General features: G+C 49.6%; 26 protein-coding genes and 1 pseudogene. 6 read left to right on the top strand and 21 right to left on the bottom strand.

The genetic code is table 11. The features are described 5' to 3' along the window. Nucleotides 1-7: 7 nt before the first annotated feature. Nucleotides 8-1,204, bottom strand: coding sequence for an OFA family MFS transporter (locus ACLD11_RS04400; protein WP_001276368.1), 1,197 nt, complete (start codon nt 1,202-1,204; stop codon nt 8-10). Between the two features lie 116 nt (nt 1,205-1,320). Here ACLD11_RS04400 and ACLD11_RS04395 point away from each other — a divergent pair, with 116 nt between their 5' ends. Continuing rightward, a complete protein-coding gene (locus tag ACLD11_RS04395) occupies nt 1,321-2,247 on the top strand; it encodes a LysR family transcriptional regulator (protein WP_076934886.1) in 927 nt (308 codons plus the stop codon). A gap of 37 nt (nt 2,248-2,284) precedes the next feature. Then, a complete protein-coding gene (locus ACLD11_RS04390; RefSeq protein WP_001196291.1) occupies nt 2,285-2,545 on the top strand; it encodes a YfhL family 4Fe-4S dicluster ferredoxin in 261 nt (86 codons plus the stop codon). 111 nt (nt 2,546-2,656) lie between these two features. On the opposite strand, the gene acpS is transcribed toward ACLD11_RS04390, so the two are convergent. The 7 genes from acpS to lepA all read right to left on the bottom strand — a co-directional run bounded on the left by acpS (nt 2,657) and on the right by lepA (nt 9,166). Then, nucleotides 2,657-3,037 (bottom strand): holo-ACP synthase, encoded by a 381-nt coding sequence (acpS, locus tag ACLD11_RS04385; protein ID WP_000986043.1) that lies wholly within the window; start codon nt 3,035-3,037, stop codon nt 2,657-2,659. Continuing rightward, nucleotides 3,037-3,768: a pyridoxine 5'-phosphate synthase gene (pdxJ, locus tag ACLD11_RS04380; protein ID WP_000818964.1), complete on the bottom strand. Its 732-nt coding sequence runs from the start codon at nt 3,766-3,768 to the stop codon at nt 3,037-3,039. The genes acpS and pdxJ overlap by 1 nt, the downstream gene beginning before the upstream one ends. A gap of 11 nt (nt 3,769-3,779) precedes the next feature. After that, nucleotides 3,780-4,508, bottom strand: a complete 729-nt coding sequence (recO, locus tag ACLD11_RS04375) for a DNA repair protein RecO (protein ID WP_000399380.1) — start codon at nt 4,506-4,508, stop codon at nt 3,780-3,782. A gap of 11 nt (nt 4,509-4,519) precedes the next feature. Then, nucleotides 4,520-5,425 carry a GTPase Era gene (era, locus tag ACLD11_RS04370; protein WP_000102230.1) on the bottom strand — a complete coding sequence of 302 codons (906 nt, stop codon included), beginning with the start codon at nt 5,423-5,425 and terminating at the stop codon, nt 4,520-4,522. Beyond that, a complete protein-coding gene (gene rnc / locus ACLD11_RS04365) occupies nt 5,422-6,102 on the bottom strand; it encodes a ribonuclease III (RefSeq protein WP_001068341.1) in 681 nt (226 codons plus the stop codon). Before rnc ends, era begins: the two co-directional genes overlap by 4 nt. 273 nt (nt 6,103-6,375) lie before the next feature. Then, entirely contained in the window at nt 6,376-7,350 is a 975-nt protein-coding gene (lepB, locus tag ACLD11_RS04360) for a signal peptidase I (RefSeq protein ID WP_000002559.1), read from the bottom strand. A gap of 16 nt (nt 7,351-7,366) precedes the next feature. Continuing rightward, complete coding sequence (lepA, locus tag ACLD11_RS04355; protein WP_000790154.1) at nt 7,367-9,166, bottom strand: translation elongation factor 4; 1,800 nt, start codon at nt 9,164-9,166, stop codon at nt 7,367-7,369. Between the two features lie 459 nt (nt 9,167-9,625). Between lepA and ACLD11_RS04350 the strand changes: the two genes are divergently transcribed. Genes ACLD11_RS04350 through ACLD11_RS04335 form a run of 4 tightly spaced genes read left to right on the top strand, consistent with a single transcriptional unit; the run spans nt 9,626 to nt 11,852 of the window. Continuing rightward, a complete protein-coding gene (locus ACLD11_RS04350; protein ID WP_023239910.1) occupies nt 9,626-9,802 on the top strand; it encodes a hypothetical protein in 177 nt (58 codons plus the stop codon). Nucleotides 9,803-9,841: 39 nt separating this feature from the next. Continuing rightward, nucleotides 9,842-10,111 carry a hypothetical protein gene (locus ACLD11_RS04345; protein WP_046593561.1) on the top strand — a complete coding sequence of 90 codons (270 nt, stop codon included), beginning with the start codon at nt 9,842-9,844 and terminating at the stop codon, nt 10,109-10,111. 49 nt (nt 10,112-10,160) lie between these two features. Further along, nucleotides 10,161-10,679: a DapH/DapD/GlmU-related protein gene (locus ACLD11_RS04340; RefSeq protein WP_411014588.1), complete on the top strand. Its 519-nt coding sequence runs from the start codon at nt 10,161-10,163 to the stop codon at nt 10,677-10,679. A 30-nt stretch (nt 10,680-10,709) separates the two neighbouring features. Continuing rightward, the gene (locus ACLD11_RS04335; protein ID WP_411014587.1) at nt 10,710-11,852 is read left to right on the top strand and encodes a lipopolysaccharide N-acetylglucosaminyltransferase; all 1,143 of its coding nucleotides are present in this window, start codon (nt 10,710-10,712) and stop codon (nt 11,850-11,852) included. A 40-nt stretch (nt 11,853-11,892) separates the two neighbouring features. Here the strand turns inward: ACLD11_RS04335 and ACLD11_RS04330 are convergent, their stop codons facing one another. The 13 genes and pseudogenes from ACLD11_RS04330 to ACLD11_RS04270 form a co-directional block, all read right to left on the bottom strand. Further along, on the bottom strand, nt 11,893-12,462 hold the full coding sequence (locus ACLD11_RS04330; protein WP_411014586.1) for a tail fiber assembly protein: 570 nt from the start codon (nt 12,460-12,462) through the stop codon (nt 11,893-11,895). Beyond that, nucleotides 12,452-13,276: a macro domain-containing protein gene (locus ACLD11_RS04325; RefSeq protein ID WP_411014585.1), complete on the bottom strand. Its 825-nt coding sequence runs from the start codon at nt 13,274-13,276 to the stop codon at nt 12,452-12,454. The genes ACLD11_RS04330 and ACLD11_RS04325 overlap by 11 nt, the downstream gene beginning before the upstream one ends. Then, nucleotides 13,273-14,145 (bottom strand): annotated as a pseudogene (locus ACLD11_RS04320) (phage tail protein); the annotation flags it as partial. The gene ACLD11_RS04325 and the pseudogene ACLD11_RS04320, both read right to left, overlap by 4 nt. A gap of 833 nt (nt 14,146-14,978) precedes the next feature. Continuing rightward, nucleotides 14,979-15,605, bottom strand: a complete 627-nt coding sequence (locus ACLD11_RS04315) for a hypothetical protein (protein ID WP_000729406.1) — start codon at nt 15,603-15,605, stop codon at nt 14,979-14,981. Then, the gene (locus ACLD11_RS04310) at nt 15,589-16,815 is read right to left on the bottom strand and encodes a baseplate J/gp47 family protein (protein WP_046891338.1); all 1,227 of its coding nucleotides are present in this window, start codon (nt 16,813-16,815) and stop codon (nt 15,589-15,591) included. The genes ACLD11_RS04315 and ACLD11_RS04310 overlap by 17 nt, the downstream gene beginning before the upstream one ends. After that, complete coding sequence (locus ACLD11_RS04305) at nt 16,812-17,144, bottom strand: hypothetical protein (RefSeq protein WP_001261467.1); 333 nt, start codon at nt 17,142-17,144, stop codon at nt 16,812-16,814. Before ACLD11_RS04305 ends, ACLD11_RS04310 begins: the two co-directional genes overlap by 4 nt. Further along, entirely contained in the window at nt 17,141-17,857 is a 717-nt protein-coding gene (locus tag ACLD11_RS04300) for a hypothetical protein (RefSeq protein WP_000026342.1), read from the bottom strand. Before ACLD11_RS04300 ends, ACLD11_RS04305 begins: the two co-directional genes overlap by 4 nt. Further along, on the bottom strand, nt 17,854-18,894 hold the full coding sequence (locus ACLD11_RS04295; protein ID WP_411014584.1) for a hypothetical protein: 1,041 nt from the start codon (nt 18,892-18,894) through the stop codon (nt 17,854-17,856). The genes ACLD11_RS04300 and ACLD11_RS04295 overlap by 4 nt, the downstream gene beginning before the upstream one ends. Beyond that, nucleotides 18,894-19,169, bottom strand: coding sequence for a hypothetical protein (locus ACLD11_RS04290; protein WP_000061271.1), 276 nt, complete (start codon nt 19,167-19,169; stop codon nt 18,894-18,896). Before ACLD11_RS04290 ends, ACLD11_RS04295 begins: the two co-directional genes overlap by 1 nt. After that, a complete protein-coding gene (locus ACLD11_RS04285; protein ID WP_046891341.1) occupies nt 19,166-19,882 on the bottom strand; it encodes a hypothetical protein in 717 nt (238 codons plus the stop codon). The genes ACLD11_RS04290 and ACLD11_RS04285 overlap by 4 nt, the downstream gene beginning before the upstream one ends. After that, the gene (locus ACLD11_RS04280; protein ID WP_023181120.1) at nt 19,882-21,936 is read right to left on the bottom strand and encodes a hypothetical protein; all 2,055 of its coding nucleotides are present in this window, start codon (nt 21,934-21,936) and stop codon (nt 19,882-19,884) included. The genes ACLD11_RS04285 and ACLD11_RS04280 overlap by 1 nt, the downstream gene beginning before the upstream one ends. Nucleotides 21,937-22,059: 123 nt before the next feature. Next, complete coding sequence (locus ACLD11_RS04275) at nt 22,060-22,647, bottom strand: hypothetical protein (RefSeq protein WP_411014583.1); 588 nt, start codon at nt 22,645-22,647, stop codon at nt 22,060-22,062. Continuing rightward, on the bottom strand, nt 22,647-23,084 hold the full coding sequence (locus ACLD11_RS04270; RefSeq protein WP_411014582.1) for a hypothetical protein: 438 nt from the start codon (nt 23,082-23,084) through the stop codon (nt 22,647-22,649). The genes ACLD11_RS04275 and ACLD11_RS04270 overlap by 1 nt, the downstream gene beginning before the upstream one ends. Nucleotides 23,085-23,087: the final 3 nt, after the last annotated feature.

The following is a 23,087-nucleotide window of genomic DNA, read 5'->3' as shown; positions in this document are numbered from 1 at the left end:
TATCTGATTAATGAATTTTGGCTAAAACCGTTGCGACATATTTCTTCGTTATCAGGGTCAACACGACTCCAATAAGCAATAGCACCGTTGTCAAAATAAATACTGTATTGTAGCTTCCGGTATATTTTGCAATAGCGGATGTGACGTAAGGAGCAATAACCGCACCGACGGCAAAACCAAAATACATAAAGCCGTAGTTTAGTCCCTGGTTACGCATACCAAAATTCTGGCTGGTCAAGCCAGGGAAGATAACTAATATACCGGCATAAGCAAAGCCCACGCCCAGAGCGCTGAAATAGAATACCGAAGTATTACCGTTGAAGAACAACAGCAGCAGCATACAGACGCAGGTAAAAAGATAAACGATAACCAGAGTATTGTAGCCGCCTAATTTATCGGTTAACCCTCCCCAGAACAGGCGACCAATTGAGTTAAATATCGATACCAGGCTAACGACTAATGCACCGGACAGTAAACCGTACTGCGTCATACCAATTTGCGCAGAGCTTGAGCTAATTACCATCCCAGAGAACACGCCCAGCGCCAGAATCATAAACAACAGCCAGAAGCGCAGATCTTTCAGCATGTGCCGATAGTTTTTATCCATTGGCGATGCTTTAATTCCTCCGCTATCTTTTGCTGGCGCGCTACGAATAAAGAACTGGACGATAAAAATAACCACCAGATAAACAATACCCAGATATAACAACGCCCGACTAACATCGTGAGTTTGCGCCATAAAATATTCGGCCAGGCGGGTGCAAAGTAGCGTCCCGACGCCAACACCCGCCAGTACGATACCGCTGGCCAGACCGCGACGGTCGGGGAAAAATTTCAGAATATTATTAAGATTACCCGTAAAAGCCAGGCCCGATCCCAACCCGGCAATGACGCCGTAGGTTAAAAACAGCATGGGCAAATTATCCACAAACCCGGACAAGATAAAACCTAAAGAAAACAGGATACCGCCGATAACTATCGCCTGCTTTCCTTTACCATTGTCGATCATTCTCCCGCCCCAAATCATCGGTAAAGGAATGATCCCCATGTTGATAGAGAATGCTAACGCCAGCGTAGCCGGATCCCAGTGATATTGCGCCATGAGTGGTGTTTTGAAATAGCTAAATGCGTAGACGCCCCCGAGCACAAAATTGATGCACACGTGAGCGGCAAGCATTCCCCAGCGGTTGATTGATGCCGACATAATTTTCCCTTTTTAAAAATGCACTGATCACAGTTTAAAAAAAGCAAAATAGGCAAACAATTTGGTATTTTTTATAATCGTTATAACAAAACCCAATCGATTGGCATTAAATTTTAATGAATATCAAACAACTACATTCCTTCCTGATATTGTGTGATGAATTACATTATGGTCGGGCAGCCAGTCGCCTGTTTATCACTCAGCCATCATTAAGTCAGCAAATCAAACAACTTGAGTCATCACTTAAAACAATATTATTTAAGCGAAAAGGTAGAGGAATTAAATTAACAAAAGCAGGCATTATTTTGCAACGACACGCTAACAAAATAATGCTGGATTTAAAAAATGCGGAAAATGAACTTCTTCCCTACCAGGATCAACAGCGCGATACTATTTCAATCGGGGTGTCAGGCAGCTACCTGGTCCTGCCCGCTTTTCGCAGCTTTATGGCACACCATCCGGCAATATCCTTAAATGTTAAAGAGTTTTCAACTGAGCAAACCATTAAAAAGCTGACGGATAGCGCCGTTGATATTGGCATTGTTTATCGAACAGCGCTCCCTGCCCAGCTAAGCTCGACCATGCTGTTTGAAGATGAAATTATCGCTGCAATCCCACTTTCTCATCCTCTGGCGACACGCGAACGTCTGCAGCTAAAAGATTTAAACGACCAGCCCATTATCGTGCTTAATGACTCTCTGCTATTAAGAGGGATCATCACCACAGAATTTAATAACCGCAAAGTCGTTCCTAACGTCATCTGCGAACTGGATAACCACTACTCATGCCTTGAGTATGCCGAAGCGCAGATTGGCATCGCATTTATTACCCGCTCGCTAACCCATTTATCGACACCCAAAAATGTTCGCCTGGTTTCACTGGGCATCCCCGCATTCTTTATTCCTGTCATGCTGGTGCACAGTAATGATCTTTCACTGGATAACGCAACCATCTGCCTGCTCAAGCAGATCAAAAATTTTTACACTGTAGATAACAAATCAGCGCCAGAAAAGAGCTGGCCCGAGCAGAAAATAGGCGTATAATGCCCGCCCGATTTGTGTTGTTTCTGAGAATTTCCTGATGGCGCTGTTAATCACCAAAAAATGTATCAATTGCGATATGTGCGAGCCGGAGTGCCCGAATGAGGCGATTTCAATGGGCGACAGCATTTATGAGATTAACAGCGACAAATGCACTGAGTGTGTAGGCCATTACGAAACGCCGACCTGTCAGAAAGTCTGCCCAATCCCCAATACGATTTTGCAGGATCCCGCCCATGTCGAAACCGAAGAACAGTTGTGGGATAAGTTTGTTCTGATGCATCACGCAGATAAACTGTAAGCGGGTTAACGCACTTCCAACGCAACAATGCCTGATGGCGCTATGCTTATCAGGCCGACAATATATCGGCCTGTAGGTCAGATAACGTGTTTACGCCGCCATCCGGCAAATCTAACTTTCCAGAATGACCGTAGCGCAGGCGTAATGGCGTTCATCGGCCAACGTAACATGCATGTGCGCCACACCGAGTTTTTCCGCCAGCGTTAACGCCTCGCCCCACAGCCGCAAACGTGGTTTTCCCAGCTCATCGTTAAACACTTCGAACTGATTAAACGCCAGACCGTTGCGGATGCCGGTGCCAAAAGCTTTCGCTGCCGCCTCTTTGACCGCAAAACGCTTGGCGAGAAAACGCACCGGCTGCTGATGCGTCTCCCAGATAGCCCACTCGTTGTCACTGAGCACACGTCTTGCCAGACGTTCGCCGGAACGGGAGATCACTGCCTCAATGCGGGCAATCTCTACAATATCCGTTCCCAGGCCGAGAATCGCCATTAGCCGCGCGCTTCCAGCATCAAACGTTTCATTTCAGCCACCGCCTCTTTCAGCCCCGTCATCACTGCCCGACCAATAATGGCATGACCGATATTGAGCTCGTGCATTTCCGGCAGTGCGGCAATAGCTTTGACGTTATGGTAGGTCAGGCCATGACCCGCATTTACTTTTAGCCCCAGACGGGCCGCCAGGGTCGCGGCACTGGCAATACGCGCCAGCTCTTTTGCCTGTTCCGCATCGGTTTCTGCGTTGGCGTAGCAGCCGGTATGGATTTCGATAAACGGCGCGCCGACTTCCGCCGCCGCGTTGATTTGCGCTTCATCGGCATCGATAAAGAGCGAAACCTGGATGCCAGCCGCCGCCAGGCGCGCACAGGCATCACGCATTTTATCGCGCTGTCCGGCCACATCCAGACCGCCTTCGGTGGTGACTTCCTGGCGTTTTTCCGGCACCAAACAACAGAAATGCGGCCTGGTTTCTACGGCGATCGCCAGCATCTCTTCGGTCACCGCCATCTCCAGATTCATACGCGTATGCAGCGTCTGACGCAGAATGCGCACATCGCGATCGGTAATGTGGCGACGATCTTCGCGCAGGTGTACGGTAATGCCGTCCGCGCCTGCCTGTTCAGCAATAAACGCCGCCTGTACCGGATCCGGATAGTCGGTGCCGCGCGCATTACGTAACGTGGCAATGTGGTCAATATTGACGCCTAACAGTAATTCAGCCATGACAATCCTCGTTAATCTTTCTTCGTTTTTACTGTGCGTTTGGGCATAAATTGCCGGAACAGCTCCCGGCTTTTTAACGGTTTTCCCCCAAGATACGGCTTTAATGCCATACGGGTAAAGCGTTTAGCGGCACGCAGGGTATCTACATCCGGAAATTCCCGCGCCTCCAGCGCTTTCAGGTGCCGTCCGGTAAAAGTGTTGTTATCGATGACGACGCTGGCGAAAAAGCCTTTTTCTTCGCGGTAACGGTAGGTCATGGTGTCATCCACCCGTTCGCCGCTGCCTGCACAGTGGGTGAAATTGACGCCATACCCCAGATGTCCCAGCAACGCCAGTTCGAAACGTCGCAACGCTGGTTCAGGCGAGCCGGTGGTTCCCGCCAGCGCCTGAATACAGTTCAGATAATCAAAAAAGAGTTCGGAGAAGCGCGTTTCATATTCCAGTACGCGAGAGAGGAGTTCGTTGATATACAGGCCGCTATAGAGCGTAATACCGCTTAACGGCAGCGCCAGAGAAACTGCCTCGGCGCTGCGCAGGGTTTTCACCTCGCCGCGTCCGCTGTAGCGTAGCAATAACGGCGTAAAAGGCTGTAACGCGCCTTTCAGATTGGAACGTTTAGATCGCGCGCCTTTGGCGACAAGGCGCACGCGCCCCGATTCTTCCGTGAAGACGTCCAGCATCAGGCTGGTTTCGCTCCAGGGGCGACTGTGCAGGACAAATGCGCGCTGCCACCCTTCCACGCTGTGTTAACTCACAGATCGTCTACGTAACCGAGACTGCGCAGAGCGCGTTCGTCATCGGCCCAGCCGGATTTCACTTTCACCCACAGTTCCAGGTGTACCGGCGCTTCAAACATCTCCTGCATGTCTTTACGCGCTTCAATACCAATGGTTTTGATTTTGGCGCCTTTGTTGCCAATCACCATCTTCTTCTGCCCTTCGCGCTCGACGAGGATCAGCCCGTTGATATCATAGCCGCCGCGTTCGTTGGTAACAAAACGTTCAATCTCAACGGTAACGGAATACGGCAGCTCGGCGCCGAGAAAACGCATCAGCTTTTCACGAATGATTTCAGACGCCATAAAGCGCTGAGAGCGATCGGTGATGTAATCTTCCGGGAAGTGATGAATCGCTTCCGGTAAATGTTTACGCACGATACCGGCAATGGTATCGACGTTCATACCCGTTTCAGCAGAGATGGGTACGATATCAAGAAAGTTCATCTGGCTTGCCAGGAACTGGAGGTGCGGCAGCAAATCGGCTTTTTCCTGCACGTTATCCACCTTGTTAACGGCGAGAATAACCGGCGCTTTGCCATCGCGCAGTTTGTTCAGGACCATTTCGTCGTCCGGCGTCCAACGGGTGCCTTCCACAACGAAAATCACCAGCTCAACGTCGCCAATCGAACTGCTCGCCGCCTTATTCATCAAACGGTTAATGGCGCGCTTTTCTTCCATATGCAGTCCCGGGGTATCGACATAAATTGCCTGATACGGGCCTTCGGTATGAATACCGACAATGCGGTGGCGCGTGGTCTGCGCTTTACGGGAAGTGATCGAAATCTTCTGCCCAAGCAGTTTGTTCAGCAAGGTGGATTTGCCAACGTTCGGACGTCCGACGATGGCAATAAATCCGCAGTAAGTTTTGTCAGTGCTCATTCCAACTCCAGTTTTTTCAGCGCCTGTTCGGCGGCAGCCTGCTCCGCCTTACGACGGCTGGAACCCGTGCCAACCACCGGTTCGCTCAGGCCGCTGACCTGGCAGTGGATAGTAAATTCCTGATCGTGCGCCTCGCCGCGTACCTGCACAACCAGGTAAGATGGCAGCGGCAGATGGCGACCCTGCAAATACTCCTGCAAGCGCGTTTTAGGATCTTTTTGTTTATCGCCCGGGCTTATCTCATCCAGACGGGTTTTATACCAGTTAAGGATTAACTGCTCGACGGTCTGGATATTGCTATCGAGAAATACTCCGCCGATTAACGCTTCCACGGTGTCCGCCAGAATGGACTCCCGACGAAATCCGCCGCTTTTTAATTCGCCCGGCCCTAAACGCAGGCACTCGCCTAAATCAAATTCACGGGCTAATTCCGCCAGCGTATTACCACGTACCAACGTGGCGCGCATACGGCTCATATCTCCCTCATCCACCCGTGGAAAACGGTGATAAAGCGCGTTAGCGATAACGAAGCTCAGGATTGAATCGCCTAAAAACTCCAGGCGTTCGTTATGTTTACTGCTGGCGCTGCGGTGAGTTAATGCCTGCTGCAACAGCTCCTGATGATTAAAAGTGTAGCCCAGCTTCCGTTGAAGCCGATTAATTACGATGGGGTTCATGCGATACCAATAAATGAATGCGTCAACAATCCAGCACACGAAACAGACCTGATACACGTCATCTGTCCTGCCGCATCGCTGCAGCGGAAAGAAGGTTGTCTATAACCAACGCTGTTTCGTGTGCCGTGGCGACCAAACGGCGCCAACCTAAAACTTCGGGGGAATATTCTATACACAACGACAGGGGATGTCGTTAGTCTGAGGGAATTTATCCAGGAAATAATTCACGCTGCCGCTAAAAAGACGGCAGCGTGAACGATCATTTCGTCACAGTTAGTGAATACCGCCGATACGACTCAGGCGTACACCTGTCGGCCACTCCCCTTCCTGCTTGTCAAAGCTCATCCAGATAGCGACCGCTTTACCGACCAGATTCGCTTCCGGAACAAATCCCCAGTAACGGCTATCCGCGCTGTTATCGCGGTTGTCGCCCATCATGAAATATTGTCCAGGCGGTACAACCCAGGTCGCCAGCGGTTGTCCTGGCTGTTGGTAATACATGCCCAACTGATCCTGAGCTATCGGCACCATCAGGATGCGGTGGGTCACATCGCCTAACGTCTCTTTACGTTCGGTCAGGCGAATGCCGTTTTCTTTTGTCTCGTTTAGCGGAACCTCAAAGAAACCGCTGGTCGCTTCTCCGCCGTTACGGCGGGCAAAGGTCTGTACAAAATCGCTCGGCTCAACGTTAGAGTAGGTAACCGGCAGCGCATTTTCGCACGCCTGACCGGAGCTACAGCCAGGCTGAATCGTCACCTCTTTCGCAACTGGATCATAAGTGATTTTATCGCCCGGCAAACCGACGGCGCGTTTGATGTAATCTAACTTAGGATCTTCCGGATATTTAAATACCACAATATCCCCGCGCTTTGGATGACCGGTTTCAATCAGGGTTTTCTGGTAGATCGGATCTTTAATGCCGTAGGCAAATTTTTCCACCAGAATAAAATCGCCGATAAGCAGTGTCGGCATCATTGAGCCTGACGGGATCTGAAAGGGTTCATAAAGAAATGAACGAACGATCAGAACGATCGCCAGAACCGGGAAAACCGACGCCCCGGTCTCCAGCCAGCCCGGCTTAGGCGCCACTTTATTGAGCGTAGCGTTATCCAGCGCATCTCCCGACGCCGTTTGCGCGGCAGCCTGGCGCGCCCGACGTTTTGGCGCGAAAACAAACTTATCAACGCACCATAAAATGCCCGTCACCAGTGTGGCTATCACCAGAATCAGGGCAAACATGTTCGCCATGCCAACTCCTTAGGGATTATTTATTGTCTTTACCGACATGCAGAATGGCGAGGAACGCTTCCTGAGGCAGCTCGACGTTACCGATCTGCTTCATGCGTTTCTTACCTTCTTTCTGTTTCTGCAGCAGTTTTTTCTTACGACTGATATCACCGCCGTAGCACTTCGCCAGCACGTTTTTACGTAACTGTTTTACCGTCGAACGGGCAATAATATGCGTACCAATCGCCGCCTGAATCGCGATATCAAACTGCTGGCGTGGGATCAAATCTTTCATCTTCTCCACCAGCTCGCGACCACGGCTTTGCGAGTTATCACGGTGCGTGATCAGCGCCAGCGCATCGACACGCTCGTTGTTGATTAACACATCAACACGCACCATATCGGAAGCCTGGAAGCGCTTGAAGTTATAATCCAGAGACGCATAGCCGCGCGACGTTGATTTCAGACGGTCAAAGAAGTCGAGCACCACTTCCGCCATCGGGATTTCATAGGTCAACGCGACCTGGTTACCGTGATACACCATGTTAGTTTGTACGCCGCGTTTCTCAATACACAGCGTAATAACGTTACCTAAATAGGCTTGTGGTAACAGCATATGACATTCGGCGATAGGCTCGCGCAGTTCATAAATGTTATTCAACGGCGGCAGCTTGGAGGGGCTATCAACATAGATAGTCTCTTTCGCCGTTGTTTCTACTTCATACACCACGGTCGGCGCAGTGGTGATCAGATCCAGATCGTATTCGCGTTCCAGACGCTCCTGAATGATCTCCATGTGCAACAGGCCGAGGAAGCCGCAGCGGAAACCAAAGCCCAGCGCCGAGGAGCTTTCCGGTTCATAAAACAGTGAGGCATCGTTCAGGCTCAGCTTGCCGAGCGCGTCGCGGAAACTTTCATAATCGTCGGAGCTGACCGGGAACAGACCTGCATAGACCTGCGGTTTCACCTTCTTAAAGCCTGGCAACGCTTTTTCCGCTGGGTTACGCGCTGAGGTTAAGGTATCGCCAACCGGCGCGCCGAGGATATCTTTAATGGCGCAGACCAGCCAGCCTACTTCGCCGCACTTCAGCTCGGTACGATCAACCTGTTTCGGCGTGAAAATCCCCAGGCGGTCAGCGTTGTAGGTCTGCCCGGTGCTCATCACTTTAATTTTGTCGCCTTTACGCATGGTGCCGTTTTTAATACGCACCAGCGATACCACGCCCAGGTAGTTATCGAACCAGGAGTCAATAATCAGCGCCTGCAGCGGGCCGTCCGGATCGCCTTGCGGCGGCGGGATATCGCGCACCAGGCGTTCCAGAACATCCGTCACGCCGACACCCGTTTTGGCGGAGCAGCGTACCGCGTCCGTCGCATCGATGCCGACAATGTCTTCGATTTCTTCCGCCACACGTTCCGGATCGGCAGCCGGCAGGTCAATCTTGTTAAGCACCGGCACCACTTCAAGATCCATTTCCATCGCGGTGTAGCAGTTCGCCAACGTTTGCGCTTCTACACCCTGGCCGGCATCCACCACCAGCAGCGCGCCCTCGCAGGCGGCTAACGAACGGGAAACTTCATAGGAAAAGTCAACGTGTCCCGGCGTGTCGATAAAGTTCAGTTGATAAGTTTCACCGTCAGACGCTTTAAAATCCAGCGTCACACTCTGGGCTTTAATAGTAATACCGCGCTCACGCTCAAGATCCATCGAATCAAGTACCTGAGCTTCCATTTCACGGTCAGACAGGCCACCGCAGATTTGGATAATACGGTCAGACAGCGTCGATTTACCGTGGTCAATGTGAGCAATGATGGAGAAATTTCTTATGTTCTTCATAAATATGAATTTTTCAACTCGCTATGCTGATAAATTTTTCTTGATGGACACAGCGGTGGACATTCCACAATAACTACCCCATCAACGACTGGCGTGCATATTACACTGTAGCTTTGCAATCGTCAGCATACGATCTGCTGATCAACATACGATGTTACATCACAATAGTGACCCATACGACCTATAAACACGGTTACAGTCAGTACTGACTAAACTGCAGGCAGCCTACCAAAGCACGCTTCTGCAAACAATGCGACTGCGGTAACCCATTCCACCGGATTGTCTTCAAACGCACCAAGACGTGTATCAATAACTACGCCTGAACAATTATTTGTTTTTTCTGGTACAAAACTTTTTAAAAAATCAGCAATAGTGAATTGACATATAGCCCCAATGGGGCTATAGTTGGACTCATGAGGTAGCGGAAAGGCCGCAGCCCGAATCCCGAAAGGAAGAATAATGAGCACTAACGAAATGACCCAGGCCGAATTAGCAAAAATCAACGCTGAAATCGCTAAGCTGATTGCCGAGACATCGAAACTCAACAGGGAATCAGCCTGGTATCCAATCGTCGTTGCTACTGGCCTTATTGGTGCTGTAGCAACTATCACAACGGTACTGCTCAAACTGATTTAACAATTAAGCCCCGGCAGGGGCTTTTTTTACAGGTGATACATGCGACTGATCAAAGACTACACGCCACCTACGCCGGAAGACCTGAACCAGCTAAAAGATAAGCTGGGTTATACCGGCGCACAGATGGCAGACCTTGCTGGCGTGGCAAGTAACAGCCAGTGGCGTAAATACACCGGCGGTGAGTCGCCCCGCGCAATGTCGCCTCACATCTTATTTTTTATAGCAGCACAGCTTGCTTTAGGCGATAAGGAATTAGCTTCCGTTCTGGAAAAAATGCAAGAAATTGGAGCTTCGTTCGAGAGTATATAGTGTTTTAGAATGGTGCCACTCAGCGGATTAGAGTTATAAGGAGATTAAAATGTGGGATGTATTCAAATATTACACTTTCATTTTGTGCGGAAAGAAAGACGCCAGGGTTGCAAGAGTTCTATTCAATACATGCCTAATCTCCAAGCGTAAGAGACTAAACATACTTCGTAAAGCTGGGTTGGTAGTTAACTATAAAACGACAATTGTAGAACCGTTTTATTTTGAGCAAGGGAATGTTAATCTGGCAGGAAGGGTTTTTATAAATGCAAATTGTGTTTTCCTGGATGCAGGAAAGATAAGTATTGGTAACAATACAGCAATCGGTCCTAATGTTGTGCTGACAACAGTTACACACCCTATCCATCCAGAAAAACGACCTAAGGAAACTATCTGCGCACCTATACATATCGGAGATAACGTATGGATAGGAGCTAACTCAACGATATTACCCGGTGTGTCTATCGGTGACAATAGTGTTATTGCCGCTAACAGTATGGTGAATACAAATGTACCGCCTGACACACTTTATGCGGGTTCCCCTGCAACGTTAAAAAAACATTTAGTATAAGAACATATTATAAATATTTTGAGGCAAATCATGGTTGATAAGATTATTTTCACTGTTACACCTATTTTTTCTATTCCGCCACGCAGCGCAGCAGCCGTAGAAACCTGGATGTATCAGGTAGCTCAGCGAACAAGTATACCAAACAGGATCGCTTGTATTAAGAATGATGGTTATAGCGATTTTTTAATGGTAAATGACCATTGTTCTGTTCATCGTATAGGTTTCAGCAGACTCTATAAGCGCCTCTTTCAGAAGTGGACTCGTCTGGACCCGCTACCTTACTCACAGCGCATTCTGAATATCGCAAAAGACTTTAACGTTACAGATGATAGTGTAATCATCGTGCATAACAGCATAAAGCTGTACCGCCAGATCCGCAAAAGAGCCCCAAAGGCAAAAATGGTTATGCATATGCACAATGCTTTCGAACCTGATGGGTTAGATCAAAACGTTAAAATGATCGTCCCAAGCATGTTTTTGAAGAAGCATTATCAGGCGTACCTGCCGAATGCTGATATAGCTATCGTCCCTAATGGTATTGACCTGGAGGCCTATCAGAAAAACGCTGTACCGCTGCAAAAGTCTGACCTGGGAATAACTCCAGAGAAAAAAACGATTTTCTTTGCTGGCCGTATATCACCGGATAAGGGAGTGACTTTGCTTTTACAGGCATTCGAACAACTCCTCAAGGAACGCAACGATATAGAGTTAGTTGTCGTTGGTGACTATATGAGTAAAAGTAAAGGTGAAAAAGCAGCCTATCAGCGTGAAGTGCGGGAATTAGCAGAACGGCTAAAACCACACTGTCGTATGGTTGGAGGTGTAACGCCAGAAGAGATATACAACTACTATTCATTAGCAGATCTGGTTGTTATTCCCTCTCAATTCCAGGAACCGTTCTGCATGGTTGCAATTGAAGCGATGGGGGCAGGAAAACCTGTACTGGTCAGTACACGCGGCGGGATGACTGAATTCGTAAAAGAGGGGGATACCGGCTTCCATTTGCAGGAGCCAATGACCCCGGAGACTATTGCCAGGGACATTAATAAAGCGCTGGCATCCCCCGATTTAAACGATATTTCCTTACGTGGACAACGTTGTGTGGAAGAGAAATTTCCGTGGGAAAAAGTAACCCGGCGGTTTGAGGAAGTGGTTAATAACTGGTTTAAATAATTAATGCGCCACTGGTTAAAAATCAGTGGCGCGTTTTTTATCAGACTGGCTGTTCCGGCCAGTCAGGATTTAAGGTATCCACCCGGTTTACCAGCACCCTGTATTTTCTCCATGCCAGAAGAGAAGCTTTTTCTTTATCGGTTGCTTCGTCCAGATCCACTGCATCCTGTAACGGCGCGATTTTTTCAGACGCTATTTGCAGGAGTCTGCTTTTGGTTTCTTCCGCCTGACGAAGCTGCGCTGCTTTTTCAGCCGCTTCGTCTTTTACCCACGCCTTACCATCCCATTTCTGGTATTCACCGTCTGGTGAAACTGATGTGACATTTTCGGGCAACGGGCCGGGTTCGGAGATATAAACCTGATTGCCGGTTGTTGTGTCGTAAACCGTCTCGCCGCGGTGATCCTCCTGCAGACTCCATGTTTGGGTTTCAGCGTCAAATACAGCAATATGACTGGAGGGAATATCAGGAGGGGCGATATCAGTACAGTTTGCCGGTAATCCAGTGCGCGGCGGGATATATGCATCACCTGCGCCAATAAATTCGTTTGTATCTGAACGAAGATTAAAAATTTTAATTGTCTGCGGGGTGTCGCTCATTTTAAACGTCATTTTTTACTCCGGATAAATATTCTGTATTCAGGTAATGGCTGTGGGGATAAGTACCGGGGGAAACTGTATGGCTATGCGCACCAATATAAATATCATCAACCTGATGACGGGGACTGATGCAGGTGTTACCTGATTTTTTGCAATACGTTCTGTAATCACCAAAACCGATATATTCCGCTCTGGCGTTCGGACAAAGCGCCTTTGACGGACAGTATGCCGTTGTGCTGAATACAGCATTCTGGCGGGCGCTGGCGTATTGCCAGTTAATTTCCGTGGCGCAGTTAATAAAACTATCCCACGCCAGCCTCATTTGCCGGGCGACACTATCCGGTGATACCTTACCACACCCGGCCCCCATCGCAGGGAACACAACCGATTTGATTTTCCGGCCTTCCCCGGCGCTTTTATTGTGCTGAAAAATTGCCAGTAACGCTGCCCGTGTTGCGTTATAAACCGCATCGGTGCCGTCGATTATCAGCGGAACGCGCATCGTCGGGGCATGAACCAGCCACGGATGCTGACTGTTACCCGTTTCAATAACAAAGGCGGTGCCGACGGGCTGCTCTCCCAGGTATTCACTGATGATATTTTGCTGTACCCGTTCCTGTAATTGCGGCCCGAAATATGCCGTAATAGCAGCATCCACACCACCATCCATAAGACCAAAATTGTTGGCCGCACTGACCATGCAGTCAAATTCCGGTATGGTTTCAAACGGTCCGGGGATAATTTCCACATTTTCGGTATTCTGAAAAGAATGTTCAAAAGCCGCGGCCATTGCTGGAACAGGTGCCGAAAGAATTAATTTAATCATGCCAGCCTCACTATGTAGTTAAATGCAATATTTTTAACCGTGGTTTCCGCATTACCGTCTGCGTCCACAATAACGACGTGTCCGTGTGGACCTATATACATCGTGTGCTCGTGTCCTCCGATATAAACTGTATGCGCATGGTCGCCAGCGGCCTGTGTCCACGCACCACCTCCAGGTTGAAATGAGGTGTGACTGGAGTCTCCATAGAACGAGTTGATATAACCGCCGAACTGGTGAGTATGGTTGCCCGTTGTATTGGTCGATTTCGTGCCGTAATCAAAGGATGAGGTAGTTTTTGTTCCTAAGTCGGTATCCTGCGCTCTGGCGCTGTGACTGTGCGATTTGTTGCCGTCCATTTCTTGCGACAGTACAGCACGTCCACTGATGGGCTTACCCTTTATTGTCCAGCCTCGCATGTCAGGGATAATGCCGGACGGATACGCTATAGCCAGTAACGGGTAAGCAGATTTATCGAAGGACTGCCCCTGCATCAGAGCGTAACCTGCCGGAGTAGCATCAGATGGCCATGCAATCGCCGCCCCTACTGGATGCGAATCCGGAGGTGGGTTTAGTGTGGTGTAAAGCATTGCCCATTCGGACCACTCAGCATCGGCGGTATCTCGATGGCTGCGAATATATGCGGGCGCTGGCGCACCATTTGTCCCGCTCCAGCCAATGAGAATTTCCCCATCACCGGTTCCGGTCAGACGCAAAATATTCCCGTATTGCGTCGGATAGCCATTGTTGTAAACCTCGCCCATTATCAGGCCGCTATCGCTGCCTCTTGTCGCACCAGTCAGTGCCGGAAGCGCACCGCGTGATGCCAGTCTGTTCGCTGCAACAGCCGTACCGTTGGCAGGAAGCGCTCCGATATTTTGTACAAACAGCGGCTTATTCGGGATATCCGCACCACACTGGCTTTTAGCCATGTAGTTTTCATCACTTTCGGTTTTGCTGTAGACCTCAAGACTGGACCGACCTTTGGCCTTATCCGGTACGTCGGACAGGTTCTGGTCCTTCTGCAAATACCGTGATCCCAAATAAATCTCCAGGGGATTAAGCACAGAAAAATAGGTTTTTGTATTATCCAGAACGCATAAGACAGGAATATCTTTAATAATATCATTGGCCGATAACTCTGCTTTATTCCCCTTGTATAGTGGGAATATGCCAAGCACACGTCCTCCCATCGTCAGTTGCAGAGTGCTGGCTCCAGTATTGTTTAGCGCCGGAATAACCACAAGTGGAGTGCGCAATGTCCAGTCAACTCCACCATTGACGAAATAAGTTGCTGGTAACTCCAGCGTCAGATTATTTTCTGTACCTCCGGCCACACCAGCGACATAGTGCCCACTCTGGAGCTCTTCAATTTGTACAAACTGATTTTCAGATCCTCGCGTCGCAAAATTCGCTATAACGTCATTCAGTGACCATCCCTTCGCTGTTGTACCTTCCTGACCGCGAATAACCGTCAGCATGTCATTATTAACTGCTGTCAGATGGCATACCTCAAAAACTGTTTCTTTTGCGTCTGTCAGTGTAATTTTGGCGTAAGTTTTAAGAGGGTTTGAGCTGTTCGCATAATCGCTGGTAAGCAAATTAGCAAACATCGCTCCCGCACCAGGCATCACCTGAATGGTCGTCTGGCTGGCGGTAATATCAGCCGCCAGTGAGGAGACGACATTATTTCCGAATCCAATAATCATTGCTCAACCACCGTTACCGAATAGGTATAAATAAAAGGGAGTTTCACCAGCGACTGGTCAATTGCATCTTTAAGAAAGTGTCCGACACCATCGCCATAGTCAGGAATGGAGACAAAAAAAATGCCCTTATCGGGCATTACACTAATATCAAAAGTGGACTGTACAGGTGGGTCTATTCCGTTAGCTCCATGTATAAAGCGTGCAAGCCGTCGTTTGAACCAGTTGATACAGAAGTGCGAACCATCGCCTTTATAAAAATTCCATGTCAGTATCCGTTTAAAATAGTCGTCCGGAACATATGACGCTGAGCCGGGAACATAATTTCTCAGTTTTGCATACGCGACATTATTGTACTCAATAGTGTTATACGCCCCACGAGCAATGGCATCCTCGGAGATTTGAAGCAAGGGGCGTGATTCCCCATAAATACCCGCCGCAATCCAGTCCAGCAACTCACCGGTAATCGCCGGGGAGGTCCAGCAAGGTAAATTCAGGTTGTTAAAGTAATCAAGATACCCCTGTGCCAGTTTGTTATAAGCATCAAAAAAGGCAACTATATCCGGATCGTCATTATATTGCGTATAGGGGTAGGCCGGAATAATGCTTTCAAGAAGAGCTGCCATATTGCTTAACCTGAATTTGTGAAGATGAAGTGGAAAAATAGGCGTAAGTATCACCATAAACCAGGCTGGAGTCGGTTGCAGGTGGGACAATTTTTCCGTTTATTCCAACCTGAATATCAATCATTGATACAAGGTTTGAAGATACAAGCCCCTTAACCTGATTAAGAAAAATATCCCGAATCAGGAAAATGTTTATTGGTTCACCCGTTGCAATTCCGTTAATGTAATCAGCAATGCTTTGCTGCACTGCTTTTTCAATCCCGGTTGGATCGATATAGCTGGTTGAGGCTGTATTCCAGGTGATTAAAAGCGTAACGTTTTGTGATGATGGCACTACAAACGGCACGTGATACGTATCCGGATACACAATGATCGGTATCGTTTTTTTATCCACCGCAGCGCCTGATGGATTCACTACATCATTCGTCAGTACGGAGATATCTGGCACGGCTTTATAGATAGCGTAAGCCACTTCATAAGGATCGCCGCCACCAGCAATCGCTACCCATGCCCCCAGCGATGCCTGTCGGTATGAGATCAGATTCTCCTGTACACCATAAACATTTTTCAGTTCAATCCGGTAACAGTCAGGCGTTCCCTGTACACCGTACATACCCGCCTGGAATACCTGGGCACGGTATGAAGAAAAAGTCTGTTCCTGCGCGCCGGGTAATCCAGCGGTAAGGTTGGTGCAGGTCAGGTTGTATGTATTCGGTACTGAGGTTTTTATCTGATTTACAGTTCCCGCAGGTACTGCCCAGGAGCCCCCGGTTGTTGCCAGGCAATAGACAGGCTCCGTTTGTCCACTTTCCGGGATCATCGTGTCACGCTGAACGGTATAGGTGTAGGTTCCATCCCCGACCATAAAACCTTTCGGTATAGCAAACCCGGGCGGGCCACTGAACACCACATAAACCGATGTATTGGTACCCTGCCCTTTCTGAACGCCGTACATATCACCCAGTTGCGCCAGCAGGTGTACATTTGCCGAATACGGGCTGCATGAGTTAATCAGGTCAACCCGCGCCTGATCACATACCACAAGCGCACCGACGCTCGTACTGACCATATCTTCAATCAGCGATCCTGGTAGATTTGTGGTTATCCCCGGGGACAGCGCTGTTGCAGTATCAATAACCAGTTGCCGGAGTTCATCCGTCGTTTTAGGAACAGGGCCGGCAATATCATAACTAATGGGTAAATCACTCATACATACACCTGAGCCACTATTTTAGAGCCTGAGTTAGTAATCGCCGAAATGTTGTAAACAGGGGGATCAACATCCGCCAGCGCAATCTGTAGAGAGGAAAAATATTTGCTGAACTGTTGCTGGAGCCGGTTAACATAAAAAGTCGGCAGTATCTGCTGAATAACTGAGCCGTTAGCCGGTATACCGTGGTTAGCAAAAAACGGGGACTCCTGCGGAGACAGCTTCAGATTCTGCACCAGCGTTGTGAGATACACAGAATCGTTAAACCCGTTTTCGTCAGTCGTGACCGTTACCCACTTCCCGTCTTTATCTCGTCCGTATGTCCTCATTCGGTAATACTCCCGTTGAATTGTGACGTTGGCCCTCCGGTATCCTGTCCGTCATTACCATTGCTGTGCCTGTGGCTGTTAACCCACTGAACCAGCTTTTCCCAGCCCTCCAGCATGATTTTCGGGCTGGTGCTGGCCGCACTGTCAGTCAGTGTTCCACTCTGCCCTGTCAGCGACCAGGTACCAGCGGTGAGCGTCAGAACTGTACTGCCCACCGTCACTTCGAATTTTTCAGGTGTGGCAATCGTGATACTTTCCGGTGTGAGCAGAAACGTAGTGTTGCTTTTCGCATCACGAATGGTTACCCCCTCCGGTCCGTACAGCGTCAGTACCTGACCATCGACGTTCTCCCACTCCGTGTTACTGATGGGTAAAAACACCAGCGCACTGAGATTTGCGGGGGGCGTCAGATCAGCCGTTCCCCCTCCGAGGCCGCTGGCACCGCCCAGGTAGGTATCCGCCGGGATGACTATCCCCTTATCTCCTTTTTGCATCGGGTATCTGATGTACTGGGGGCCGAATAGCGGAATGGTCAACTGAGGTAACGTGTAAGGAATGTCCCGCAGCAAAAAGGTAACAGTGACCATTTTCCCGGACTGACTGACGACCTCTGCGGGTAAAATCTTTCCGGCCATCTGCATAGCGGCGGCTATTTTCTGGTCGGCGAAATTATTCATATTGCCGCCAAAATTGAGTTTTTTATTTATACTCATGTTGCAGCAATCCCCCCTGTTGGATGCGCCTCGATAACAGTTACCCAACTGTTTGCGTCCGGTTGCCTGCTGTTACCCACCAGACGGACCGAAGACACCAGAAAATCCCCCGTAAAAGCCGAGTCATCACGAAACTGTGAGTATGACGATGCCTGGATCATCGGCCTTAATTTCTTCGGCATCCGGATATAATCGCCCACCTGAATATCGCTGCGCATAACGCAGGGAATGGATACCGTACCAAACTGGATCCATGTCGGCTGACCAACAAGATCGGTAAATTCAATTTGCACGGGATTTTTACTTCTGTAAGAGGCGCTTTTTTTGGAATCTTTATCCTGGTGGTTAGCAAAATCGTTATCGAATACGCGGATCTCCCTGCCGTTCACCATCGCTATTTCAACACCAGAATAATTACTGTCCTTAATGATGCTTTTACTCAGCGAGTTAAGTCTGGTCGCAAGCTCCTGGAGACTGCCGCAAAACATATTGCTGTCATAATTATTCACCAGACGATCGCTGATACTGACTGAGAACCGATAGTCACCCAGCGTCTGAAAGCATTGCGTCAGCGCGACAGAAAGCTTAACCCCTTTGTTCCACGGCACCGTTAAATTTACGGGTGCCAGCGGTAGTGGGTTAACGTCAGACACAGGGCCGGCGGTCACAATAAGATCCAGCCGTAACTCGGTCCCTTGCCAGTTCCCCAGCACCTGCCAGATGGTCCCTTCCAGCACCAGTCCACGCTGTTCCGGTTTCGCCAGCGGCAACCCTTTTGACATTCCCACCCACATTTTTATGGTCATGCCAAACATATCCTGTCTGGCCTGTTGCATTTCCTGCGGACTGATGCCCCAGACAGTGATGCAGCTCTGCCCTTTGGGAGTGGATTCACCAAAACGGAGAAGGTCGAATTCAACCATCAGGCACCCCGGGTTAAATACCCCGTTTTTCATGCTACTGTACTGTCTGTACAGCGTACCGGGGTTGACCTTAGCATCCGGAGCATTAAAAATCTGAATGTCGTAGAAACGCATCAGTTAAATACCTCAATCTGACCGTCAGAAACACGCCATACCATTCTGGTTTTGCTGAATGCCCCCACCAGTAAATTAATATCGTAATTCTTTGGGGAACCAATAACCGGAATTGTCAGTTGCCGACGGCCTGAGTTATCCGTGATATTGAGGTACCAGCGCTGGGCGGCAATATTCCATTTCGTCTGGCAGTTATAAACTTCACCATCGAGAACGGGAGTAAAGACCATGCTTTTCTGTTCGTTACCGGAGAAGGGATAATACGCCATGCTCATAAATTAAATGCCCCGCTCAGTTTTCCGATTAAGCCAATAACCGCACCCGATACACTACTGCCGAGTGAGGTATTACCAATCGCCGAGATGGTACTGGTCCAGGCGCTTTCTGTTGCCTTGTCCCCGTTATCAATCTTGCCCAGATAACTGTTTATCGCCTCTTCAGCCCCGGTTTCAGAAAGCAGTGGTTGCTCAAAATCCCATAACCATTGCCGCTGCGGTAAGGCATCATTCGATCCGGTAACATCACGCACCGTTCTCAGTATGCAGTTGCTGTAAATAATACCTGGCGTTGCCACAATAAACGTTCCGCCAAGACTGGCGTGTGCCTGCAATACGGCCTGTAACGAACTCAGCGTGACCAGCTTTGTCATGGCGCCAGTGTTTTCATTTACCGGCGCATCCATCAGCATTGGAATGCGCAGCGGCTGCGAGAGAAGCGCGTTGGCTGCCACCGCCTGATTTGCAAACGGATAACGACCAATGTCGTAATCAACCATTGTCCCACCGGGCGCCGCTCGCCAGTGGCAGAAATACTTATCCAGATCCGTCAGTTCAATAGCGCCCCCCATCAGACCTGAAACGTAGCTGGCGCTCTGGGTCAGGGCGACTATCGGCAACATGCCGCCGGGTATACTCTGCGCCACACCATCACAGAGAATAACCGGGGAGATTTCAAAACCGAGCTTGTAGAGCTCGCGGGTAAATGACATTAACCGAACCCTCCAAGTTGCGTACTGGATACAACTGCATTACCGCCGGTATTGTTATAAACAACAAGTCCCTGAGCATGACCACGCTTCTGGTTATCCAGAATTTGTTGCAGTATCTGGTCAGTTTTCCCCGAACTCTGTTGTACTGGTTGTACGACAGGGTTACTTGTGCTGGTACCGGGCAATTCAGAACCATACTGGGCAAGATATTGTCCCCGCACGCTGTCGGACGGATTTATATCCTGCAAAGATTTTTTCTGCGATTCCTGAAAATGACCTCCGGCATTATTGATAATCTGTATAACCTTCCCTTCACTTAACCGGGAGCCGGCACCTTCTTTTACTGACATGGCAGTAATTAATTTCGCGAGCGTCCGGGTATCATTTAAATTCAGCTTTTCGAATTCGCTGCGGCCAGTCGCATTCACAACATGTCCGATATATGCTTTCGTATTGTTCTCGTTAGATGGAGCCCATTTACTGATAATATCGTGGATATTGTTGATGCCCTTTGTGCCGTATATTTGCAGTTGTTTTGCAGCAGCGAGAACGCCTTCATCCAGGCTGGGGAACACAGCAAATTTCCCGCTTCTGGTATTGGCGGTTTCATAACCTGCGGCATAACGTAAATTCGCAGGATTATTGAACCTGTCAGCAATGGTTCGCCCCTTAGCATGAACATCAGCCTGTTTCCCGTCGACCGGCTTAACATCTCCTGATGCAAAGAATTTTTTTACCCCTTTCAGCCACGACCACACTCGCGGATCATCATCCCCACCCGGGGTGTAAGTCTCACTGGTAACGGGATCGGTGCGCTTCTCGTCGCTGAGTATCGATGACCGGGATTTAATGTCATCCGCCGTGATGTCGGATTTACCACTTATCCAGTCAATGACTTTGCCAATAACCCGACCAAGCCGCTCCACACCGGATATGAAAGCTTCAACATCTTTCTGGAATTCGGGGGAAGCCAGATAGTTACCAAACCGGCGTATACCATCTGAAAGGCCATCAATCCATTTTCCCAGTTCCGGCGATTTAAGGACCGTTTCAATCGCACCGGAAAAGGCATCCGAAAGTTTTCCCAGCTCCGGTGCCAGCGGTGCCAGTCCCCGGATAAACGTATTCCCGATACTGACCTTACTGCGGTCGAGCTGAATGTTGAAATCCTGCCACTGGCGAAGCTGCTGGTCCGTCAACTGAAGGCGGCGGGTGTCCTGCTGTGCCTGTTTCGCCATCGCATCGATTTCTTCATCGCTCATTTTTTTGAAGCGGTTCAGATCGTCAAGGGTGAAATAGTTCGTCAGCCCGTAGGCTTCAGCCCCCTGCTGCGTGCTGCCGTTACGCACAAAAATATCACGCGCCGCTTTTATCATTTCAGGTAAAAGCTCAGCAGGATCCCTGTCCGGGTTATCGACTCCCATTGCCCGGAACTGCCAGCGTTTACTCAAATCAAGCTGCGCATCACGTATGGCGCCCAGAGTTCCGACAGGATTACCCAGCGCTTTCTGAAAATCGACAGCAGTCGAATTAAGTCCACCTGCCGTCGTCCCCAGCCCCATCGCAGTAAACCGTTGTGCGGAGGCATTGCCGGCCAGGTGGTTAAGCCCCCACAGACCGCCCGCACCAGCCAGCCCGGAAAAAAGCCCCAGAACGGTTCCCCATGAAAGCAGGCTGGTTGTGGCATCTTTAATATGACCTGCCAGCGATTTCGCATCCTTGCTGGCTTTATTCAGGAAATTGCGCGCACCGCCGGACTTCTTGTTAAACTCCGTCTGGGTTTTTGTGGCCTTCTCCAGATTACCGTTGAGTCGATCGAGGCCGTCATTAACAGATGCTAACGCCGCAACGCCATCAGCGAACGCTTTTGTAATCCCCTCCGTACCCTCCCGGACACGTTCGGTCTCCTTTGCGGCCTCGCCGAGTCCGTGAACCGCCCCCCGCCATTGTTCAGGTAATTCGCCGAGTGCTTTCTGGTATTCATTGAATTTTTCCAGGAACGACTGAAATTTCTCGTCCTGAACATCAATTTCGACAATGGATTTAGCCGCCATTGAAATACCCCTTGCGTCTTATTTCCTCCAGAATGAACCGCTGCCGGAAATGGAGCGGGCTTTTATATTCGCCGCAGCCCAGTTCACGGCAGAGGTGACTGAAGCCTTCGCATGAGGCCCATGTCAGGAGGGTATGTGTGAGGGTTCCGGCAGGGCTTCCGGGGTCGGGGTATCGGTAGCCGTTTTCGACGTCGGTAAAGAATCGCGATACGCCATAGCGCTCAATGACACAAGTTGCCCACTGTACATATCGAGCGCTCTCCCCACCGTCGGTGCGATCAGGTTCGCTTTCTGAATGGCAGAGCTCACCATAAAAAAAACGACCTCGCCCTCAACTTCCCGGTACTCATCATCGGTGATAATTTCCTGCCTGAATGCAGCCTCCAGCGAAGACGTTTTCCAGGTTCCGTTATCGTTCCAGATGACCGTTGTCAGACGCTGTATCTCATCGACAATATTCGGCGTTCCTGGCTGAAGATCTCCTGCCTCCTGCCGCGCTTTGATGATTTTTCGCAGCATCATCGCCGCCACGCGGGGCGCACCTACCGAACCCACCAGGGAGAAAAAATTATTGAACAGATTCCCCAGCAGTACGCAATTTTCCTCAACGACTTCATACGGAAACGGCACAATGTGCAGATACACCAGTGAGCCGTCATCGCGGGTGATGGTGCTGACAAAATTCAGTTTTCGGTCAATTTTCACGGCCATTAGCCCCACATTTTATCGTTGGTGATCAGATAACCGGAAATCGTCACGACATATCCGGCATCCATACCGTTGATGGTCAGTTCATTAAAATTCACCAGATATGCATTCAGGACCGTGTAGTTTCCGAAGGTGCTGGCATCCGGCGTGATAACGACCTCTCCCAGCGACGTATCAGAAGCGAAACGGTTCTGATAGCTCGCCGCCAGCCCCTGCGTTCGCAGTAAATGCATCGTGATCGTTACCTGCTGATAAGGTACTTGGCTCCCCACGGTTCCGGTCAGTGTGGGGATAATGTCCGTTGCAGCCGAATCCGGCCGCATACTGATCGCATCCTTACCCAGAAATGACGCGGTGACATTCAGCGTCGGAATATCCGTGACAGTCACCGCACCCCTGACACGGTTAAGAAAGCCCTGCGGTACTAATGGATTTGGCATTTA

This window comes from Salmonella sp. 741265116_PST, from assembly GCF_046567715.1.
In the GTDB taxonomy this organism is placed as follows: Bacteria; Pseudomonadota; Gammaproteobacteria; order Enterobacterales; family Enterobacteriaceae; genus Salmonella; species Salmonella enterica.
Note: the sequence above shows the minus strand (reverse complement) of the source record. Positions and strands in the feature narration are given on the sequence as shown.

Bases quoted from the DNA above. Each gene is read 5' to 3' on its own strand.
- ACLD11_RS04400 (WP_001276368.1), bottom strand. From the start codon at position 1,204: ATGTCGGCATCAATCAACCGCTGGGGAATGCTTGCCGCTCACGTGTGC.
- acpS (WP_000986043.1), bottom strand. From the start codon at position 3,037: ATGGCGATTCTCGGCCTGGGAACGGATATTGTAGAGATTGCCCGCATT.
- ACLD11_RS04315 (WP_000729406.1), bottom strand. From the start codon at position 15,605: ATGGCAGCTCTTCTTGAAAGCATTATTCCGGCCTACCCCTATACGCAA.
- rnc (WP_001068341.1), bottom strand. From the start codon at position 6,102: ATGAACCCCATCGTAATTAATCGGCTTCAACGGAAGCTGGGCTACACT.
- ACLD11_RS04290 (WP_000061271.1), bottom strand. From the start codon at position 19,169: ATGAGCATGGCGTATTATCCCTTCTCCGGTAACGAACAGAAAAGCATG.
- ACLD11_RS04390 (WP_001196291.1), top strand. From the start codon at position 2,285: ATGGCGCTGTTAATCACCAAAAAATGTATCAATTGCGATATGTGCGAG.
- ACLD11_RS04325 (WP_411014585.1), bottom strand. From the start codon at position 13,276: ATGATTAAATTAATTCTTTCGGCACCTGTTCCAGCAATGGCCGCGGCT.
- ACLD11_RS04310 (WP_046891338.1), bottom strand. From the start codon at position 16,815: ATGAGTGATTTACCCATTAGTTATGATATTGCCGGCCCTGTTCCTAAA.
- era (WP_000102230.1), bottom strand. From the start codon at position 5,425: ATGAGCACTGACAAAACTTACTGCGGATTTATTGCCATCGTCGGACGT.
- ACLD11_RS04300 (WP_000026342.1), bottom strand. From the start codon at position 17,857: ATGAGTATAAATAAAAAACTCAATTTTGGCGGCAATATGAATAATTTC.
- ACLD11_RS04345 (WP_046593561.1), top strand. From the start codon at position 9,842: ATGCGACTGATCAAAGACTACACGCCACCTACGCCGGAAGACCTGAAC.
- ACLD11_RS04270 (WP_411014582.1), bottom strand. From the start codon at position 23,084: ATGCCAAATCCATTAGTACCGCAGGGCTTTCTTAACCGTGTCAGGGGT.
- ACLD11_RS04280 (WP_023181120.1), bottom strand. From the start codon at position 21,936: ATGGCGGCTAAATCCATTGTCGAAATTGATGTTCAGGACGAGAAATTT.
- ACLD11_RS04335 (WP_411014587.1), top strand. From the start codon at position 10,710: ATGGTTGATAAGATTATTTTCACTGTTACACCTATTTTTTCTATTCCG.
- ACLD11_RS04340 (WP_411014588.1), top strand. From the start codon at position 10,161: ATGTGGGATGTATTCAAATATTACACTTTCATTTTGTGCGGAAAGAAA.
- ACLD11_RS04275 (WP_411014583.1), bottom strand. From the start codon at position 22,647: ATGGCCGTGAAAATTGACCGAAAACTGAATTTTGTCAGCACCATCACC.
- ACLD11_RS04395 (WP_076934886.1), top strand. From the start codon at position 1,321: ATGAATATCAAACAACTACATTCCTTCCTGATATTGTGTGATGAATTA.
- lepB (WP_000002559.1), bottom strand. From the start codon at position 7,350: ATGGCGAACATGTTTGCCCTGATTCTGGTGATAGCCACACTGGTGACG.
- ACLD11_RS04350 (WP_023239910.1), top strand. From the start codon at position 9,626: ATGAGCACTAACGAAATGACCCAGGCCGAATTAGCAAAAATCAACGCT.
- ACLD11_RS04305 (WP_001261467.1), bottom strand. From the start codon at position 17,144: ATGAGGACATACGGACGAGATAAAGACGGGAAGTGGGTAACGGTCACG.
- ACLD11_RS04330 (WP_411014586.1), bottom strand. From the start codon at position 12,462: ATGACGTTTAAAATGAGCGACACCCCGCAGACAATTAAAATTTTTAAT.
- ACLD11_RS04285 (WP_046891341.1), bottom strand. From the start codon at position 19,882: ATGTCATTTACCCGCGAGCTCTACAAGCTCGGTTTTGAAATCTCCCCG.
- lepA (WP_000790154.1), bottom strand. From the start codon at position 9,166: ATGAAGAACATAAGAAATTTCTCCATCATTGCTCACATTGACCACGGT.
- pdxJ (WP_000818964.1), bottom strand. From the start codon at position 3,768: ATGGCTGAATTACTGTTAGGCGTCAATATTGACCACATTGCCACGTTA.
- ACLD11_RS04295 (WP_411014584.1), bottom strand. From the start codon at position 18,894: ATGCGTTTCTACGACATTCAGATTTTTAATGCTCCGGATGCTAAGGTC.